Source organism: Synechococcus sp. PCC 6312, assembly GCF_000316685.1.
In the GTDB taxonomy this organism is placed as follows: domain Bacteria; phylum Cyanobacteriota; class Cyanobacteriia; order Thermosynechococcales; family Thermosynechococcaceae; genus Pseudocalidococcus.
On the sequence record NC_019680.1, the window covers coordinates 1,307,808 to 1,326,881 of the forward strand.

Below are 19,074 nucleotides of genomic sequence, written 5' to 3' on the forward strand. Positions count from 1 at the left end.
GCAATTCTAGTTAGGGTTTGAGGCGAGGCGTAATTTTTTCGAGTCCTTTTAATGCACAGGCCTGGTCAAAGTTACCGCCCGGCCCACCAGAAACTCCAATCGCCCCGATCAATTCATCCCCAACTTTAATCGCCACTCCCCCTGTACTAAAGTTAATGCCATAGAGGGGATTGGGCGGCAATGGTACAGTACCCATCGGTAACGGTGTGGGGGTCATTTTGGCTGTAATTGCTGCCGTTGAATCAACCTTAAAAATCGGCCCGAGGGTAATTACGGTGTAGGCTTTGTCATGGCTCATCTGAATGGTATGGGGGGTCGCATTAGTACCACGAATGACTGCCTGAACAACACCATCCCGATTAACAACAGTTGCAGTTACGTTATATCCCTCTTTCTGACAGGTTTGCACCGCAGTCATCCCCGCTTCTACTGCCAAGTCCACAGGTAACTGATAATAACTAGGTAGGGCAAAGGCAGTGGCGGAAAACCCGGCTAAACAGCCAAGATTGACACAAAGCATCAATAGCAATTTCTGGTAGGGCATGGTTTCAGTGGCTCTCAAGGTAGCTGGGATATAATTGAATTTGCCTGAGTTTATCAAAAAACTGGGCCAGGGCCAATTTACCTATGATGAGTCAGGTCAAAACATTCTTGATAGCAAAGAATCTTCATCTCTCTCAGTTACAGTAGGGCTAAGAATTTAAAAATAAAGCAGAATTTAGACCGAAAATATGACTAATTACTGTCTTGATTTCATCACTTAATTAAGTTTTATTGCCTTACACAAGCCGCTGTGGACGGGGATGACGACTAAACATGTGATTCCCAAACAATTCCCTGATGGGTCCATCTATGGGTAACGCGATAGTTCAACGTCTGCCAAAGCCCATCGCCCTTGGGACAGGGGGTTTATATATTTCCACGAAAAATCATTATTAGCGTCCAGGGCCTCAATTGCTGAGGTGAATTGATACAATGCCGGAAATGACTACCACAGGCCTGGCATGGGGATGACACCATTTGCAACACCGACCCAATTATTAAACATCCTTTCTCCCCTTGGTGCCACTGCCCAAAATTTTGAGTTCATCGCTGCTCCAGCCTCTCACCCGACTGTTTCCACGGATACCCGGACATTACAACCAGGGGATATTTTCCTTGCCTTACGAGGAGAAACCTTTGATGGCCACGGCTTTATTGAGGTTGCCAAACAGCAAGGGGCCAGTTTAGCCATTGTTGACCAGGCCATCGGAGTCCCCATTCCCCAAATTATTGTTCAAGATACCTTGGCGGCCTATCAAATCTTGGGGCAGTGGTGGCGACAACAGTTTCCAATTCCCGTGATTGCCATTACCGGCTCGGTGGGAAAAACCACAACTAAAGAACTAGTGGCGGCAGTCTTGGGCTGTTATGGCAAAGTTCTCAAAACAGAGGCCAACTATAACAACGAAATTGGTGTCCCGAAAACCCTGCTGCAATTAACCGCTGACCATGACTTTGCGGTGATAGAAATGGGGATGCGCGGGCCGGGTGAAATTGCGCTCTTAAGTCGGATGGCCCAGGCCACGGTTGGAGTAATTACCAATGTCGGCACTGCCCATATCGGCCGCTTGGGATCTCGAGAAGCCATTGCCCAGGCCAAATGTGAACTATTAGCTGAACTTCCCTCCACTAGCACAGCCATTCTCAACGGCGAACAACCCCTATTACTAGCCACTGCCCAGACGGTTTGGCCGGAAAAAACGATCACCTATGGCCTGGAGACTGGGGAGTTACGGGGGAGATTGCTACCCGACAACCAGATTGAGATCAAGGGGCAAATTTTTCCCTTGCCGCTCCCTGGTCGGCACAATGCTTTGAACTTTCTGGCCGCCATTGCAGTTACCCAGGCCCTAGGCTTAGACCTCACTCCTTTGCAATCTGGGATCACAGTCCAACTCCCGCCTGGGCGGGCCAAACGCTACACCCTTGAACGTGATATTGTCCTCCTGGATGAAACCTACAACGCTGGCCTGGAGTCCATGTTGGCATCCTTACAAATCTTGGCAGAGACTCCTGGGACGAGGCGAATTGCGGTTTTGGGCCCCATGCGAGAACTCGGGGATTACTCGGTAGCCTTGCATGAAGAAGTGGGGGAACGGGTCAAAAGCTTGGCACTGGATCAGTTATTAATTTTAGATACAGAGGCAGAAGGTCAGGCCCTCGCCCAAGGAGCTAATCCAACTCCCACTCAGCAATTTAGCCAACATCAAGATTTGATCAATTACCTCAAAACCTTGACCCGGCCTGGAGATCGGCTGCTCTTTAAGGCTTCCCATTCGGTGGGCTTGGATCGGGTTGTCAATGCCTTGCGAGAGTCAGGAGATTAACTATGAATCCGACCATCGGGCATAATCGCCCCAGCTAGTTTGGCTCCGGTGAGTTTGACTAAAATCCGATCTCCCTGGCCAACTTTTGCCCCCCGTAAATCCGCCCCGCGTAAGTCGGCTCCACTAAAATCAGCTCCGATTAAATTAGCATCACGCAAGTTGGCATTGCTGAGGTTGGCATTTAGTAAGTTAGCCCGGAAAAGCGTGGCCTGGGAAAGGTTAGCCCGGTAAAAACTGACCCGATGTAAAAACGCGTCACTCAAATCCGCTCCCGTTAAATCCGCATAACTTAAATTACGACCTTCAAAATCTTTTTCGCGTAAATCCGCTCCCCGTAAGTTTGCACCACTGAGATCTTTGCCGCGGGGATGATTTGTCCCATCGGGTTCTGGGTGGGAAGTGGATTGTTGGGGGGGGTCTGGTGGTCGCGGGGGAGGCTTGGGAGGAGATTGCGGGGGGCGATGGGTTTGATAACTCCGATAGTCATAGGGATTAGAGGTATAGTCCTGGGCCGGGTTGTGGCGATAACCAGCATGGGTTTGACTATGGGCCTGGTTTGGGGTTTGGCGATGACTGTGGCTTTGATGATGGCTGTGAGAACCATTGTGATGGCCATTACTCTGGTGATTGTGGGTGGAGTGGGGTGACTGATGGGACTGAGTTGAATAGGTAGAGCGCGGATAACCGTTTTGGTGGGAACTTTGGTAAGGCTGAGTTTGGGAACGGGTGTGGACTTTGCCATTGCGATGCTGTTGGCGCAAATGATCGCGGGCCTGGTTAATCTGCTTAATTTTTTCGTGGGCTTTTTCTAATAAACGGTCATTATCCTTAGGAACCCGATCCGGATGCCAGATAAACACCAAATCTTTGTAGGCCTGGTTAATTTCCTCCAGAGTTGCCCCCGGCTCCAATTCCAACACTCGATAGCAGGCCGCCAAATCTAGCATCCAGTTGCAACCCGTCTCACTTTAGTTAAAAATTACTGGGACATTATCCATAGCTCACATTTTATAGCGTTAGCCAGTCAGCGCGCCGCTAGGAAACATCACGCAAGGATCTATAAACCGTGATGACCCGGCTTTCCGCATCAAAACTACCAGGCCAAATGCCATAATCTAAGCCCACCTACCCACACAGCTTCCCAGAGAATGGGCTAACATTAACTTATGTAAATCAAACTCAGTTTTCACAAAAGGAGGGCCGGGCCCAGTGAATAAGCGGTGGCGCAATGCCGGTTTATATGTTTTGTTAACCATCGTGGTTTTAGCCTTGGCCACGGCCTTCTTTGATCGTCAACCCACGACTAAAGTGACTTGGCGATATAGCGAACTCATTCAGGAAGTCGAAAATCATCAGGTGGCCAAACTCAACATCAGCCCGGATCGTACCCAGGCCCAGGCCGTGACTCAAGACGGAACGCGCGTTCTCGTTAACCTGCCGCCGGATCCCCAACTCATTGACATTTTGACGGCCAATAACGTGGATATTTCCGTTATGCCGCAAAACAATGATGGCTTTTGGTTCCGGGCCCTTAGTAGTTTGCTTGTCCCAGTGGCCTTGCTCGTCCTGCTATTTTTCTTACTCCGGCGAGCCCAAGGGGGTGCAGGTAACCAGGCCATGAGTTTTGGCAAGTCTAAAGCCCGTGTCCAAATGGAACCGCAAACCCAAATTACCTTCAATGATGTCGCCGGGATTGACCAGGCCAAGTTGGAACTGACTGAAGTCGTAGATTTTCTTAAAAATGCCGATAAATTCACCGAAATTGGGGCCAAAATTCCCAAGGGTGTTCTACTCGTTGGCCCGCCCGGAACCGGAAAAACCCTCTTAGCCAAAGCTGTTGCTGGGGAAGCCGGAGTTCCATTTTTCTCTATCTCTGGGTCTGAGTTTGTCGAAATGTTTGTCGGGGTCGGTGCTTCACGGGTACGGGATTTATTCGAGCAAGCAAAATCCAATGCCCCCTGTATCATCTTTATTGATGAAATTGATGCAGTCGGTCGGCAACGGGGCGCGGGTTTAGGCGGCGGTAACGATGAACGGGAACAGACCCTAAACCAACTCCTAACCGAAATGGATGGGTTTGAAGGTAATACCGGAATTATTATTATTGCCGCCACGAACCGCCCTGATGTTTTAGATGCTGCCCTAATGCGTCCCGGCCGGTTTGATCGGCAAGTTGTCGTGGATCGCCCGGATTACAAAGGCCGTTTGGAAATTCTTAAAGTTCATGCCCGTGGCAAAACCCTGGCTAAAGATGTGGACTTGGATAAAATTTCTCGCCGCTCACCTGGATTTACGGGAGCCGATTTGTCCAACCTCCTCAATGAAGCCGCAATTTTGGCCGCGCGCCGGAATTTGACTGAAATCTCCATGGACGAAATCAACGATGCCATTGATCGGGTCATGGCCGGGCCGGAGAAAAAAGATCGGGTCATGAGTGAACGCCGGAAAACCCTAGTGGCCTATCATGAAGCCGGTCATGCTTTAGTCGGAGCGTTGATGCCGGATTACGATCCTGTCCAAAAAGTCAGCATCATTCCCCGTGGCCGGGCCGGTGGCTTAACTTGGTTTACCCCCAACGAAGAGCAAATGGACTCTGGCTTATACAGTCGGGCCTATTTGCAAAATCAAATGGCGGTGGCTTTGGGTGGTCGGATTGCGGAAGAAATTGTCTTTGGTGAAGATGAAGTCACGACTGGTGCTTCCAATGATCTTCAACAAGTTGCCCGTGTCGCTCGGCAGATGATTACCCGCTTCGGTATGAGTGATCGGTTGGGGCCGGTGGCTTTGGGTCGGCAAAATGGCAATGTCTTCCTAGGGCGGGACATCATGGCGGAACGGGACTTTTCTGAAGAGACTGCCGCCACGATTGATGATGAAGTCCGCAACTTGGTGGATCAAGCCTATCGCCGGGCTAAGGATGTGTTGGTGAGCAATCGCCATGTCCTCGATAAAATCGCCGAGATTCTGATTACCAAAGAAACCATTGATGCTGAGGAACTCCAGGAAATTCTGGATTCCACTGAAGTCAAAATGGCGGCGATTGCCTAATCTAAGCTAGCTCTAGCAACTTTGAATTTATCGAATAGACGGTAGGGTTTTTATACTCTGCCGTTTTTTATCGCCAATATTCACTGCTTTTTGGGCAGGCATAGCGTAAATCAAAGTTTTGTACAAAAGACTGTAATGCCTGTACCATAAAGACTTGAGCCTATTTTGGGGGTGTTTTTCTGAATCTAGATCAACTCTTAGATGAACTTGGATATGCCCAGTCATTAAATTATCGTTCCGCTAGCGAGCCTTCGCAGGAGCCGTTGACTGAGCATCTTTTCCGTGCAGCTAAGAAAGCAGGGGTTCAGGGAGCATATCTTTTTCAAACCAGCCCCCCAGATGAGAAAATTCTTCCGCCTCGTCCGGCTGTATATGTCGCTGAGGCCAAAACAAGAGATGAAGCGAGAAAAATTCATCAGAAACTATGGAACCTGGGGAATGCACCTTTCATAGTCATTCTTCTTCCTAATGAAATTAGAGTTTATACGGGATTTGACTTTTCCCTAACTAATGAGAAGAAGGGTTTAGTCAAAGAAATCAAAGAGATCATTGATCTAACGTTTGAAAGTCTTCGTGATCAGCTTGCAGATTTTAGCGCTGATTCCATAGATTCTGGAAGAATTTGGGAAACTCAATCAAAGTATGTCACCCCTGAAAAAAGGGTAGATACACACTTACTCAATAATCTAAATAAATTAGAGCAATACCTACTAAAAGAGAAAGGTCTTGATTTACCAATCATTCATGCATTGATTGGTAAATATGTTTATATACGCTATTTGTACGATCGCGAAATTCTTTCGGAAGAATGGCTTGCAGAAAATAATTTAAGCTTAGACTCTGTACTAAGCCGGGACGCAACTTTAGCCGGATTGCTGCATTTAACCGAGGTTTTAGAAAACCGCTTCAATGGTGCCATCTTTCCCTTACCTTCTAATCTTGAAGCAACCTTGAATGATGAGATTGTGTCTCTAGTGGCTTCTACATTTAAGGGAGACGATCCTGTTTCAGGTCAATTACATCTTGACTCCAAAGACTTTAAAGCTTACAACTTTTTCTATATTCCCGTCGAAACATTATCCTCGATCTACGAACAATTTCTACATTCACAAGGGATAGGCAAGAAAGTTGGTGCAGTCTATACTCCTGAACCTGTAGCAGATTATTTGTTGTGTGAATTAAACGAATCTAATCCCTTGCAGAGTGGCATGAAAATTCTTGATCCATGCTGTGGCTCTGGAATATTTCTAGTTCTAGTTTATCGGAGGCTAATTGAACTGGCACTAGCACAAAGCCCAAACAATAAATTGAAACCTACAGAACTACGGAGAATTCTTGAAAGTCTCTATGGCATAGAACGCAATAAAGAGGCTTGCCATGTCGCTGAATTCAGTTTGATCTTAACATTACTAAATTACATCGACCCTCCAGATTTGCATCGAAACAAACAATTTAAGTTTCCTTCACTTCACAATAAGCAAATCTTTGAATGTGATTTCTTTGATGATGAATCAGATTTCTGGAAGCAGAATAAGAAGTTTGATTGGATTGTGGGTAATCCCCCCTGGATTGAACTCAAGCCAGAAACGATTGATGAAGAATTCGCCCGTTCTTGGATTAGAAGAAATATTGAGGAAAGACCTGCTACAGGAAATCGAGTTTGTGAAGCGTTTAGCTGGCGAGTAGTTGATCTGCTAACTCCAAATGGATATGTAGGTTTGCTTATCCATGCGAAGAGCCTGTTTAATCACGAATCCGAAAAATACCGAAAGCTGTTCTTTACGCAGCATGAGGTTTCAAGAATTACAAATTTTTCCAACTTGGCTTATGTACTTTTTGGTGGCAGGGGAGAAGCTCCTGCTGCAACGATTGTTTATCGAAAAGCTTTACTGGATGTAGCTAAGCCTGGAATTATTCATTATGGCCCCTTTGTTGCCAATCAAGTTTCCAATCGTCCTTGGAAACGCGATAAGAAAAATCCAACATGGACTATCACAATTAATTCCAATGAAATACAGACAGTAAATTCTAGTGATGCAGAAATCGGCAAGGCATTAACCTGGAAACTTGCTCTTTGGGGAAGTTACAGAGATAGAAAAGCTCTCAATCGTATACGCCGACTATTTCCCAGTACCCTAGGTCAACTTATCTTGGATAAGAATTGGAACCTTTATCAAGGACCCTTATTAAGGGTTGGATTAAATTTTTCTTCTTTGGACAGAGAGGCTCTTTTTCATATCCCAGAATTGGAGGGACATAAGCTTCTAAATGTAGATTCCTTAACAAAAGAAAGGCGAAAATTATCAATCCCTGAATATGTACTTGAGGATATCCCACCTGAAATGTGTTTCATTCGTAAGCGTAGTGGTATGTCAGGGTTGAAAATCATGAAGGCTCCTCACTTAATATTTAATCCTGCTTACTGCATATATAGTGACAAAGATTTTTTGATTCCGGCTCCCTACACAGGACTATCTACAGAAAATCAAGAAGATGCTGATTTTCTTCGTGCATTATCTGTTTTTATGAACTCTAATATAGTTCAATATTTCTTGTTTTTTGAAAGTCCTTCATGGGGTGTTGATAGAAGTACAGTCTATGCCAAAGACATCAAGAAGATACCAGTTCCTCACTTTTCCCAGAAACAAATCACTAGTCTGGCAAAACTTCAAAAAGAATTAGCGTTACTAGAGGTATCTGAATCCGAGAGCGAAACTGCGTTGTTCATCCAAAATAGAATTGATCAAGCTATGGAAGATGAGCTTGATATTTCTCGGAATCTTAGTGCTTTAGTAAGAGATTTCACTGGGGTTCATTTTAGTTTAAATAAAGGTAAAACTGTTGTTTCTGCAACTGAAATGCCGAAAGAGAATAATTTACTAGAGTATGGTTTGCAGTTGAGAGATGAACTTGATATCTTTACTGAAGGAAGCGGACTTCAGCATAAAGTAGGGTTGACCTACTCAAAACAATTAATTGTATGTTCAGTAGAGTTTGTCCGTTCAGATGCGTCTACTTCACTAGATGTGACTGTTGAAAGAGCGCAGGGAGATTTATCTTTACTTCTGAATTGTATTCAGGAGAAAGCTAAACAGCAGTTTAGTCAATGGGTTTATGTGCAGCGAAGCCTTCGCATCTTTGAGGATTCAAGGGTTTATATCTGTAAGTCTCCGCGTTTGATTGATTGGACTAGAACTCAAGCCCTCAATGACTCTGATGACATCATCTCAGAAATTCTCTCTGCAAGACGTAAGCTACACATGGTGATTTAGCTATGGGGGCGGAGAAAGTTGATTCATTAACTCTGGATTCTTACTTTTACGGATTTCGACAGGATGCTCATCAGCTTCTTGCTTGGGGGCATCAGGAAGCCTTATCACAAATTCACTTTAATCTTACGGAAGAAGAAATTACAGGGCTGATTGTAGAGGCGATGCGAGAAAAACTCAAAGATCCAACCATCCCTGAAAGATTTTATGACCGCTACTATGTAGGAGAAGAAAAACTTTTAGCAGTTGAAGGGCGGACTGGCAAACGTAGAAGAAAGTTAGATATTGTTGTCGAAAGTAATTTGCCGCGAGAAATTAGACCTGAATATATCTTTGAGGCAAAACGATTACGAAAAAACGGTTACCCCATTGGCAAGTATGTAGGTGAAGACGGGCTGCAATGCTTCGTTAAAGAAGTGTACGCATCACAGTACCCAGAAGCAGCAATGGTAGGGTATGTTCAAAGTGATGATGCAAGCTATTGGGTATCTGAGTTAAAGCGAAGCTTCGATGGAGATATAAACAATGATTTGCATATCATACAACTCTTGCAGAAAGCTCAAGTTCTATCTTCCATACCTGATGTATGGGTTAGCAAACATGAACGAATGGCAGGGGGTTTGATAGCTATGTATCATATATTTCTGAATTGTTCGGCATCTTCTGCTCAAACGTCAAGCTAACGAGCTTCTCTGTAAGATTTTAAGGATATCTGCTGCACAAACTCACCGTTAGCTGTCTTGAGTTGTTGATAGGGATACAAGCAAAGCTCTATCTGCTGGTTTTAAGTGGCTACTGCTCCTTTCAGCACCGCTTATCTAAAGGAAGAAAACTTAATCTAGGGAGGAGCAATTCAGGCCAAAATCCCCTTGGTTAGAGATGTATAGTACTTTCAATTAAGAAGTAAAGATGAAAAGTCAATGCCGTACAGCATGGATTTGCGCACCCGAGTCGTGACCTTTGTAAAAGAGGGTGGCAGCAAAGCAGAGGCATCTCGTCGGTTTCAGGTGTGTCCGGCAACGGTCTATAACTGGTTGAACCGAGAGGATTTACGTCCCACCGTTGTCAAACGTCGTCAGCGCAAGCTCGATTGGGCGGTTCTAGAACAGCACGTTAAAGACCACCCCAATGCCCGCCTCTGTGACCGAGCAGCCCATTTCGGGGTGAACATTCACGCCATTTGGTATGCCCTGAAGCAGATGAAAATTACCCGAAAAAAAACAGCAAAAGTATCGAGAACGCAATCCTCAGGAACGTCAAGTCTATCTCAAGCAATTACAGGAGATTGTGAAGCGACAGGGGTCGAGACATCTCGTTTACATCGATGAAAGTGGCTTTGACAACCGAGTCTCTCAACCCTGGGGGTGGGCCCAACGAGGCACCAAGCTTTTTGCAGACAGAACCGGAAAACGAGAAAAACGGGAAAATCTACTCATGGCCAGATGCAAAGATGCTCTATTAGCCCCCATGGTAGTTGAGGGAAGCGTTGATGCCGGATGTTTTGAGAAATGGCTGTCTGAGTGGGTATTACCGACCCTCCAAGTCCCGTCCGTGTTGATTTTAGACAATGCCCCGATTCACCGGAAAAATGTGATTCGAGACATTGCCCACCAATGCGCGCATCAGGTGCTCTTCCTACCCAAATACTCGCCAGACTTTAACAAGATTGAGCACGATTTTGCTGCCTTGAAGAAACGAAGACAGTATGCAACGCCAGACACCGCCATTGATGACATTATTCGAGACTATGCCAACCGCAATCTCTAAGACTTATTTGTAATTACTATATAGTTGCACAGCGGAAAGTTGTATAAAATAATCCATACATTTCATTTGAAAGCACGTTGACAAGATTTGAGTTCATCGTGAATCGGCCCCTGTATCACAACAGACTCACAGGCGTAAACGTCTCAGGGCCTGGTAGATATAGCAGTGCTAAGCTAGAACTGAACAAGATGAGTATTTATCGATCTTAGGAAAATCAAATAACTAATCTAAGATTTATTGACACTCAGTATTTCACCAATTTCTGCATTTGGAATCTAAAATCGTATTGCTATAGACTTCAATTTAAACATTGGAAGTAGAATCTATAGGCGGAGGGACAATTTTCCGAATTTCTGTCATTAATCCCTCGATTCCTTCAGAACTCTTGTGCAGAATTTGTGTCACGTTTCCTTGCAGTTGTTGATAGTCTTGCTCCGTCAGATCTTTAGCTGTACAAATCACAACCGGAGTGTCCTTCCATTCAAGAGATTTCCGCATTTCCCGAACAAAAGAGAAACCGTCCATGATCGGCATCATTAAATCTAATAAGACTAAATCTGGTTGGCAAGTCTGCAACCGTTCCAATCCTTGCATCCCATTTTCTGCTTCAGTCACCTGCCATCCTTCCGTTTCTAAAGTTCGCCTGAACAGTTGACGAATATGTTCCTCATCCTCAACTAATAACACCTGAGGGAAGGTTTTTTGAGGGTAATATTTTTGCAAAACGTTGAGTAATTGCTGGCGATCAATCGGTTTAGTGAGGTAATCAGACGCTCCCATGGCAAAGCCAATCTTGTGTTCACTCTCGGTTGTAATCATAATCACAGGAATGACCGCCAGATCGGGAGTTGATTTCAAGGCCATTAACACGTGCCAGGCCCCCTGAAAATTCATCATCACATCTAGCAAAATTAAGCAGGGGCTATGTTCACAGGCTAGATCGATTCCATCATTACCATTCGCAGCACCGATGACATCATATCCTTCCCGCTTAAGCCTTCGAGCTAACAGTTCTCGACTGACATGATCATCATCAATCACCAGAATTGTCTGATTTTGGCAATGATCCCGATTAAGGGACAGCCGGCTAATTTCAGACGTTGGAGTGCCCACAAACTGAGGTAATTCGATCGTAAACACACTCCCAACCCCTAGTTCGCTGATCACCGTAATATCCCCGCCCATCATGCGGCAAAATCGACGACTAATGGCCAGGCCTAGGCCAGTCCCGCCATAATTGCGAGTAATCGAGTTATCGGCCTGGGTGAATTCCTGAAAGAGATTAGCCAGTTGTTCTGGGGTCATGCCAATCCCTGTATCAGAGATTTGAAAGAAGACCCGCTGACGTTCATCCATCCCAACCTTCAGAGTTACTGTACCCGCTTTAGTAAACTTGCTGGCATTGGATAAGAGGTTTAATAAAGATTGACGTACTTTAGTGGCATCTGCTGTCATTATTCCTAGATCATTGGCAATTTCTATGTCGAAATGGTTATGATTCTTGTCCATAAGTGGTTTAACCAGGGCGGCCACCCCCTGCACCAGTTCATTGATATTAAACTTCTCCAGATAAAGCTGTATTTTCCCAGCTTCAATTTTGGAGAGGTCAAGGACTGCATTAATCAGTTCCAATAAGTGTTTACCTGCGGAATTTATCCTCTGCAAGTCAGATAGATAATCACTCTCTTCTAAATCTTCGATCAACATATCGCTATAGCCAATAATGGCGTTTAAGGGAGTTCGCAATTCATGGCTCATATTGGCCAGAAAAGTACTCTTTGCTTGATTAGCTGTTTCCGCAGCAGATCGGGCAAGATCCAAGGCCTGGTTGCTGGCTTCTAACTCTTGGGTTCGCTCTTTAACCCGTTGTTCTAAGTGAGTATAACTATCACTAAGATTGGCACTCATCTGATTAAATGCCCAAGCCAGTTCACCAATTTCATCGGGTTCAGCATCCTGGATCCGTAGACCTAGATCTCCTGTAGCCATTGCCTCTGTTGCTTTAACCAGGGGATCAAGGCGTTGACCTAGCCTGCGAACAAACTCGCCAATGTAGAGTCCTCCTATAATGGCAACCACAAGCCCTAATCCAACAGAGACGAGCAGGTTAATGGTTCGGTTGGTTTCTAGGCGATTGAAAAAGATTTTGAAGTCTTCTTCATCACGGGAAATTGCAATTACCCAATCCCAGGGGGCGTAGTAACTTAAGGTATCCACCCGCCATTCAGCTTTTTTAGATACAGAGTCAATCCAACGATAACGAATTGAACTGAACTCTCCTGGCGGTGCAGATAATGCTGTTTCAATGGCATCTTGTACGACAAAATTTCCGTCAGCATCTTTCACTGCCCAACCCAATTGCCCTGCCTGCTCACCAGGACGCGGAATGATAATTTCACCCCGCTGCTGGCCCGTACCCCGCACCACATAGACATACCCTTTTCTGCCAAATCGGGTTTCCTGGAGTTTCCGACTCAGAGATGGCAGATTACTCTGGGGTACGCCAACATAGAGCATTCCAATGACTTCCCCCCGATCGTTGAGGATCGGTTCATAGGCGGTCACATACCAGGCATTCACGACGAATGCAGGGCCAGTATAAGTTCGTTTTTGCAGAACAGTAGAGACAACAGGATTAGGTTGCCCATCTGGATTCCGGGCCGGAATATAGGTTGCAATGGCCCGTTGTCCGTTACGAGTTGGAACATTGGTTACCACTCGTAGCATATCCCCCTCTTTGTTCATCCTTTGGAAAATCGTGATTGTCCCCCCCGCCATTTCCTGAGTTTGATCAACAATTGGGGTAGGTTTATCGAAACTAAAGTTTTGACCTAACCATTTTGAACCTATGAACATTTTAGGTAATCGGATTGTCTGGGTTTTAAGGGAAAATTGATTCGTAACCGTCCAGAAAACTGTTTCTTTTGATAAGTTAACTCCGCCCGAAGCGTTAATAAGATACTGGGCAAGTTTTAGTTCATCATTAACCTTCTCTTGGAGTGCTTCTCCCTGAGCTTCAATCAAGTCAATTACACCACGGATAATACTATCTCGATCAGCCCGAATTAATACTTCCAGATCTTGTTTAGCTTGTTTATTAGTTACTTCATTCTGCCAAGTGCCTACACCGATCAAAATGAGAGTACTTGCCAGCAACGTACCTAGGCTGCGAATAAAGACTTTGGTGCTAATTTTTCTGGGGCCTTGCACCCTTAACGATTGCGAGAGGTACTGATACCAAGCACTGGGGGAGGGCTTTTCTGGAATTTTGACCGGTGACTGACTCAAGCTTATAACCTTTGCTAGTAGCATAAGGTGGATGGCAGTTAGCGATCCAGTTAATTTGTTTGCAGTAACTATGCTAGCTTAGATAACTGGTGTTGAACACATCTAAATCACCACCGCAATTTTAGAAATGGCTCAAAACTGATTGCTCAGCGATGGTCATAGCGATTTCCTTCAACTTGCTAGCTTTATTTCAAGGTTTACAATCTGGTGATTGTCTATCCAGCAGTATATCTTAGTGGATACACAGACAGCAGAATTTAATTTTTTATATTGAAAATTGATTAAACTTTATACGGGGTTGAAAGCTACTCTAAACTTTCTTGGCTCTCACACATTGGTACAGGACATCTCACGCAGTTCTTCATAGTTTTACCCCTGTTCCGCCGTCACAGATTTTTTTTAAGTAGGTATATGTGCATGGTTATTACAATTTAGAATGGGACACAAAAATAGTTGAAATCCTTAAGGGTACTAGCATTTTCTAGCAGAAATGACTACAGCCGAATAGCACTTATTTGTATAAAATACTCATACATTCAATTTGAAAGCACATTGACGAGATTTAAGTTCATAGTGGATGGACGCCCGTATCACAATAGACTCCTAGGCGTGAACGGCTCAGGGCCTGGAAAATTGACGTATGGCAAGAAGCAGAAAAATATTTGCCACTAAGTCTAAAAGCAGCTAGTGATCTAATTATGCTGCAAATCATTTATTTCTATGAATCTATTGCAATAGATGTGGACAATATCGTCAAACCAATTCAGGATGCCATAATTGGATTAGCCTATATTGACGATGATCAAGTCACTGATGTTCTTGTCAGGAAGCGAAATTTATCAGGTAAGTTTAAAGTAGAAAATATGACCTCGACCCTAGCCGAAGGTTTTTCTCGTGGAAATGAGTTCTTGCACATTGTCGTAATTGAAGCTCCAGGCCAAGAGGAACTTATTTGATGGTCACCCAAACTACAAACTTAGAAAGAGAGCGATTACTGCAACTAGCGGAAGAATATCGTGACAAAGGGTATGAGATTTCGTTTCATCCAAATTCTGAAGACCTACCGGATTTTTTGCGAAATTATCGCCCTGATGATTGCACGCCGGAGAGATGAAGCTGTGATCATTGAAGTAAAGTCCCGTCATTCACTTAATTCCTCAGCTGGCCAATATTTACAGAATCTAGCCCAATCCATAGCACAGTATCCGGGTTGGCGATTGGAGTTAGTGATGACTAATCCAGAGGATGCTGAGTATCCCCCCACAGCCGAAAACTCTCTTCAACAACCTGAAATCAAAGCAAGACTCCAAGTAGCCAGACAACTTACAACAGAAAATCCAGAGTTAGCTATCCTCTATTCCTGGTCTCTTGTTGAGGCAACCTTAAGGCTTGTTGCAGAGCATGAGGAACTGAGTTTGAAAAGACTTGATCCGCTTTTTTTAGTAAAACAATTAGCGGTTGAGGGTGTGATTTCGCGTCTAGAGTATCAGTTACTGATGGATGCGCTTGCATTACGAAATGCAGTTGCTCATGGCTTTAAAGCAACCCCAATTACACAAGAATTTGTATATGGGCTAATTGATATTACAGAGCAACTGTTGAAAACTTTGCATACTAGTTCCAATGCCCCTTGAAGAACGACTTAGCCAAGATCAGGAAATTTAATCCAGGGAGGATCAACCCAGGCCACAATCCCCTTAGGCAGAGGCGAAGATTGGCTATTCTTAGGAGCAAAAATCAGATTTAAAACCCCTTCAACATGGGCAAATTGAGGCGTAATCTCAAAAATCTCTTGAAGAAATCTCCGAATTAGACAGCGTTGGAGGGCAGGGTGCAGGGTTTGCAGTGGATTTACGGCCAGGCCGGGAATCTCCTCATTCACTACAGTTGCATAATGTTTTTGAGTTTCTTGATCTAAATAATCCTGCTCGGCCTGGCAGAGGGTGGCGGTTTGGGCGAGGACTCGGTCGGCCTGGGGGTTAAAGTACTGTCGCAATTGGGGCATGATCTCGAGGCGCAAACGATTCCGGCGTAAATCCAAGTTTGCATTGGTACTATCTAGCCAAATGTCCAGGCCTCGCTCCTGACAAAACTGGGCGGTTTCTGGACGGGTTAAATCCAGCAATGGGCGGACTAATTGGATATCGGGATAAGCACCACCTAAACTCCGGCTCCAGGCCATTCCCCCTAAGCCCCCCAGGCCAGTCCCACGGAAGAGATGTAATAGCAAGGTTTCGGCCTGGTCAGTAGCCGTATGACCCGTGACAACATAGGCACAGCCCAATTCCCGGGCCAATTCGCCAAAAATTGCGTATCGCCAGGCCCGCGCTTGATTTTCACTGGTTAAGGGCTGCTCTGTGACTCGGACATGACAAGGAAGATCGAAACGATGACTGAGGGCCTGGACAAATTCTGCATTATCGTTAGCATCATCTCGCCAGCGGTGGTTACAGTGAATCACTTCTAGTCGCCAGGCCCAGTGGGGTTGGAGATCAACCAGTAGCTTGAGTAAACAGGCGGAATCTTGTCCACCGGAAACAGCAATTAGAATCCGTGCGGTGTTGGGGAGGAGAAGGCGTTGGCGCAGGTTGGTATGGATACGGGCATGAACATCCCCCCAGGCCTGGCTCATGGTTTACGTCCCAATGTCACCCTAGAAAAACCAACCGTAGGAATGCAGCCCCTTCCCTAATAAATTCACCCCCAGATAACAAACCCAAACCACCCCCAGGCCACAGGTTGCAATAATTGCTGGTTTCCGCCCTTGCCAGCCTTTGGTAATCCGGGCATGAAGGTAAGCCGCAAATACTAGCCATGTAATCAAGGCCCAGGTTTCTTTCGGATCCCAACTCCAGGGCGCACCCCAGGCCTCATTGGCCCAAACCGCTCCAGAAATAATCCCAATGGTTAACAAGGGAAAGCCTAGACCAATCATCCGGTAGCTGAGGTTGTCCAAAGTTTCTGCTAAAGTGAGTCGTTCCAACCCCAAGGACATCGCCGGAGTCGTCGCCAAAGTCGGAGTTAAAACCGCAGTCCCACCAGCCTTCGTTCCCGCTAATTCCGGCTCAGAATCTGCCCCAGTTAGAGACACCAGGGTTGTTTTAGTTCCAAGTTTGCGAAACCCACCAGAGCCAATGGAGTTCCCTTTCAGCTCAACGGATTTACCCCAAGTGACGATCAAAAAGGCAATGGCAACCAATGAACCGACCATCAACGTGGCATAACTGAGCATCATCACGCTAACGTGCATCATCAACCAATTGGATTTCAGGGCCGGAACTAAAGGAGCCGAGGTCTGCATTTCCGGGGGTAAAGTTAACGTCGCAAAAGCCGCAATTCCCATCGCCAAGGGAGCCGTCACCACCCCAACCAACCGATTGCCACTAATTCCCTCCGCGACTAGGTGCATCAAGGTCAAGCCCCAGCAGAGGAAAAATAGGGACTCATAGAGATTACTAATCGGAAAATAACCACCTTCAATCCAGCGGGCTCCTAATAGACCCACCAGGCAAAGATTAGCCAGAATCATCCCTGTCCGGCCCAGGCCAGCTAACCATTGTCCCTGTTCGCGAAAGGCCGCCCCAATCCAATAGATCAGCATCGTCACGAATAAAATGCCAAAAACCGTATTATCAAGCCAGTTTTCAAGGGTAACTAAGTCCATGCCAGGGTTCCTGTATCAGAAGTACTGCGGGAGTTGGTAATCGTCTGGGGGCCTGGGTAAGCTTGCCTCAGAATCCTCCTTATTTTATCTGGCATCCTCCCCAAATTTCAGCCAACCCCTGCCCCAAGCTTCTGCCCAAAATCCTAAACTAGATACTATGCCTTTATTCCAGTTCTGTCTGGGTCTTCCTAATGGTTTTGCTGCCTCAATCCCCAACCCACCCTACCCTTTATGACACTGATTTCTGGGCCTGGACACAAACCCAAGTTAAACTCCTCCAGGATCAGCAATGGGAGCATCTGGACTTACCGAATTTGATTGAGGAAATCGCATCCTTGGGCAGACAACAACGTCAGGAACTCCGCAATCGCCTTAGTGTGCTCACTGGACATCTCCTGAAGTGGCACTTCCAACCGGAAAAAAGAACTCGCAGTTGGATCTCTACGATTCGGATTCAGCGCATTGATACTCTAGACCTTCTTGACGACAATCCCAGTCTCAAACCCTACTTGGCACAGATCATTCCTAGAGTTTATGTAATGGGATTAGAACTGGCGATTCAGGAAACTGACCTCCCCCCTACTCATTTTCCTGAAAATTGCCCTTACGCCCTAGATCAGATTCTAGACTCGCAATTTTTTCCTGGCGAACCATCTAAACTGTTAGCTGATTTTGAGAGATAACATCTAATGCCTGTTATGCGAAAGATCAGCCCCAGGTTATCTACTCTCTGTAATTTTTTGTGACTGGCCCATGACCTTTCTTCCCTTTGGCTTTCAACCCCAGGCCCTGATTACTCCCTTGGGCAAGCTGATTTACTACACTCCCTATGCTGAAATTTGGGGCCAACCTAAACACTCCCAGAAGTTTTTATTTCTCCATAGTTTAGGGGGTGGTTCATCCCAGGTCGAGTGGGCCGGCATTTATCCAGCCTTTGCCAGCCGTTATCGGATTTATGTCCCGGATTTAATCGGTTGGGGTGCGTCCGATCATCCGGTGCGGGATTACCATGCCGCGGACTACTGGCAGATGGTTGAACTATTGATTGAGAAGATTGGCGCTCCGGTTGCGGTGATTGCATCTTCTTTGACTGCCGGATTAGTTGTGCGTTTAGCCATTCAAAAACCAGAATTATTCAGTGGCTTATGTTTAGTTGGCCCCACTGGATTTAGTGACTTTGGTAATGATTATGGACAAGGTTTAGCGGCTCAGTTGGCCGGAACCCCAGGCCTGGATCAGATCATTTACACGCTCGGGGCCGGGAATGCCTTGGCCGTGCGGAATTTTTTAGAGCAGTTTATTTTTGCCCAACCGGAACGCCTCACCCCCGCCACTGTCAATGCCTATCTGAATTCTGCCCAAGAGCCGGGAGCCGAATTTGCCGCCTTGGCCTCCTTACGGGGGGATTTATGTTTTGATTTGTCTCGCTACCTTGGACAACTGGCCGTGCCGAGCATCTTTATCTGGGGAGAAGCCTCAAAATTTAACTCTGTTGAACTGGGCCACCGCCTCGCCGCTCTCAATCCCCAGGCCATTCAAGGGTTTTTCACCGTTCCTACCACTGGAGTCCTGCCCCACCTCGAATTTCCTGCCTCAGTCATTGCCTTGATAGAAGCCCATTTTCTTCCCTTAATCAGCAAATAACCCTGACAACACTGCCCCCGAATCC

12 protein-coding genes and 2 pseudogenes are annotated in these 19,074 nt (G+C 45.8%); 9 read left to right on the forward strand and 5 right to left on the reverse strand.

Annotation, left to right across the window (positions count from 1 at the left end; all coding sequences use genetic code 11):
- Positions 1 to 10: 10 nt before the first annotated feature.
- Positions 11 to 544, reverse strand: coding sequence for a heme-binding protein (locus SYN6312_RS06430; protein ID WP_015124052.1), 534 nt, complete (start codon positions 542 to 544; stop codon positions 11 to 13).
- Positions 545 to 1,004: 460 nt separating this feature from the next.
- Here SYN6312_RS06430 and murF point away from each other — a divergent pair, with 460 nt between their 5' ends.
- On the forward strand, positions 1,005 to 2,369 hold the full coding sequence (murF, locus tag SYN6312_RS06435; protein WP_015124053.1) for a UDP-N-acetylmuramoyl-tripeptide--D-alanyl-D-alanine ligase: 1,365 nt from the start codon (positions 1,005 to 1,007) through the stop codon (positions 2,367 to 2,369).
- Here the strand turns inward: murF and SYN6312_RS06440 are convergent.
- Positions 2,366 to 3,316: a pentapeptide repeat-containing protein gene (locus tag SYN6312_RS06440; RefSeq protein ID WP_015124054.1), complete on the reverse strand. Its 951-nt coding sequence runs from the start codon at positions 3,314 to 3,316 to the stop codon at positions 2,366 to 2,368. The two genes, murF and SYN6312_RS06440, sit on opposite strands and share 4 nt — an antisense overlap.
- A 262-nt stretch (positions 3,317 to 3,578) precedes the next feature.
- Between SYN6312_RS06440 and ftsH3 the strand changes: the two genes are divergently transcribed.
- The 4 genes and pseudogenes from ftsH3 to SYN6312_RS19320 all read left to right on the forward strand — a co-directional run bounded on the left by ftsH3 (position 3,579) and on the right by SYN6312_RS19320 (position 10,453).
- Entirely contained in the window at positions 3,579 to 5,417 is a 1,839-nt protein-coding gene (ftsH3, locus tag SYN6312_RS06445) for an ATP-dependent zinc metalloprotease FtsH3 (protein ID WP_015124055.1), read from the forward strand.
- 263 nt (positions 5,418 to 5,680) lie between these two features.
- Positions 5,681 to 8,689, forward strand: a complete 3,009-nt coding sequence (locus SYN6312_RS06450; protein WP_015124056.1) for a class I SAM-dependent DNA methyltransferase — start codon at positions 5,681 to 5,683, stop codon at positions 8,687 to 8,689.
- A gap of 2 nt (positions 8,690 to 8,691) precedes the next feature.
- Positions 8,692 to 9,369 carry a hypothetical protein gene (locus SYN6312_RS06455; protein WP_015124057.1) on the forward strand — a complete coding sequence of 226 codons (678 nt, stop codon included), beginning with the start codon at positions 8,692 to 8,694 and terminating at the stop codon, positions 9,367 to 9,369.
- A 237-nt stretch (positions 9,370 to 9,606) separates the two neighbouring features.
- Positions 9,607 to 10,453, forward strand: a pseudogene (locus SYN6312_RS19320) (IS630 family transposase).
- A gap of 303 nt (positions 10,454 to 10,756) precedes the next feature.
- Here the strand turns inward: SYN6312_RS19320 and SYN6312_RS06465 are convergent.
- Positions 10,757 to 13,741 carry a Cache 3/Cache 2 fusion domain-containing protein gene (locus tag SYN6312_RS06465; RefSeq protein ID WP_156804751.1) on the reverse strand — a complete coding sequence of 995 codons (2,985 nt, stop codon included), beginning with the start codon at positions 13,739 to 13,741 and terminating at the stop codon, positions 10,757 to 10,759.
- A gap of 698 nt (positions 13,742 to 14,439) precedes the next feature.
- Between SYN6312_RS06465 and SYN6312_RS06470 the strand changes: the two genes are divergently transcribed.
- Together SYN6312_RS06470 and SYN6312_RS06475 are read left to right on the forward strand one after the other, a co-directional pair.
- The gene (locus tag SYN6312_RS06470; RefSeq protein WP_041430668.1) at positions 14,440 to 14,697 is read left to right on the forward strand and encodes a RusA family crossover junction endodeoxyribonuclease; all 258 of its coding nucleotides are present in this window, start codon (positions 14,440 to 14,442) and stop codon (positions 14,695 to 14,697) included.
- A pseudogene (locus tag SYN6312_RS06475) lies at positions 14,697 to 15,375 on the forward strand (hypothetical protein). Before SYN6312_RS06470 ends, SYN6312_RS06475 begins: the two are co-directional and overlap by 1 nt.
- Positions 15,376 to 15,383: 8 nt before the next feature.
- On the opposite strand, the gene tilS reads toward SYN6312_RS06475, so the two are convergent.
- Together tilS and ccsB are read right to left on the reverse strand one after the other, a co-directional pair.
- Entirely contained in the window at positions 15,384 to 16,373 is a 990-nt protein-coding gene (tilS, locus tag SYN6312_RS06480) for a tRNA lysidine(34) synthetase TilS (RefSeq protein WP_015124059.1), read from the reverse strand.
- A 21-nt stretch (positions 16,374 to 16,394) separates the two neighbouring features.
- On the reverse strand, positions 16,395 to 17,405 hold the full coding sequence (gene ccsB / locus SYN6312_RS06485; RefSeq protein WP_015124060.1) for a c-type cytochrome biogenesis protein CcsB: 1,011 nt from the start codon (positions 17,403 to 17,405) through the stop codon (positions 16,395 to 16,397).
- A gap of 191 nt (positions 17,406 to 17,596) precedes the next feature.
- On the opposite strand from ccsB, the gene SYN6312_RS06490 reads away from it, so the two are divergent.
- Positions 17,597 to 18,088 carry a DUF29 domain-containing protein gene (locus SYN6312_RS06490; RefSeq protein WP_015124061.1) on the forward strand — a complete coding sequence of 164 codons (492 nt, stop codon included), beginning with the start codon at positions 17,597 to 17,599 and terminating at the stop codon, positions 18,086 to 18,088.
- A 70-nt stretch (positions 18,089 to 18,158) separates the two neighbouring features.
- Positions 18,159 to 19,049 (forward strand): alpha/beta fold hydrolase, encoded by an 891-nt coding sequence (locus SYN6312_RS06495; protein WP_015124062.1) that lies wholly within the window; start codon positions 18,159 to 18,161, stop codon positions 19,047 to 19,049.
- The last annotated feature ends 25 nt before the right edge of the window (positions 19,050 to 19,074 follow it).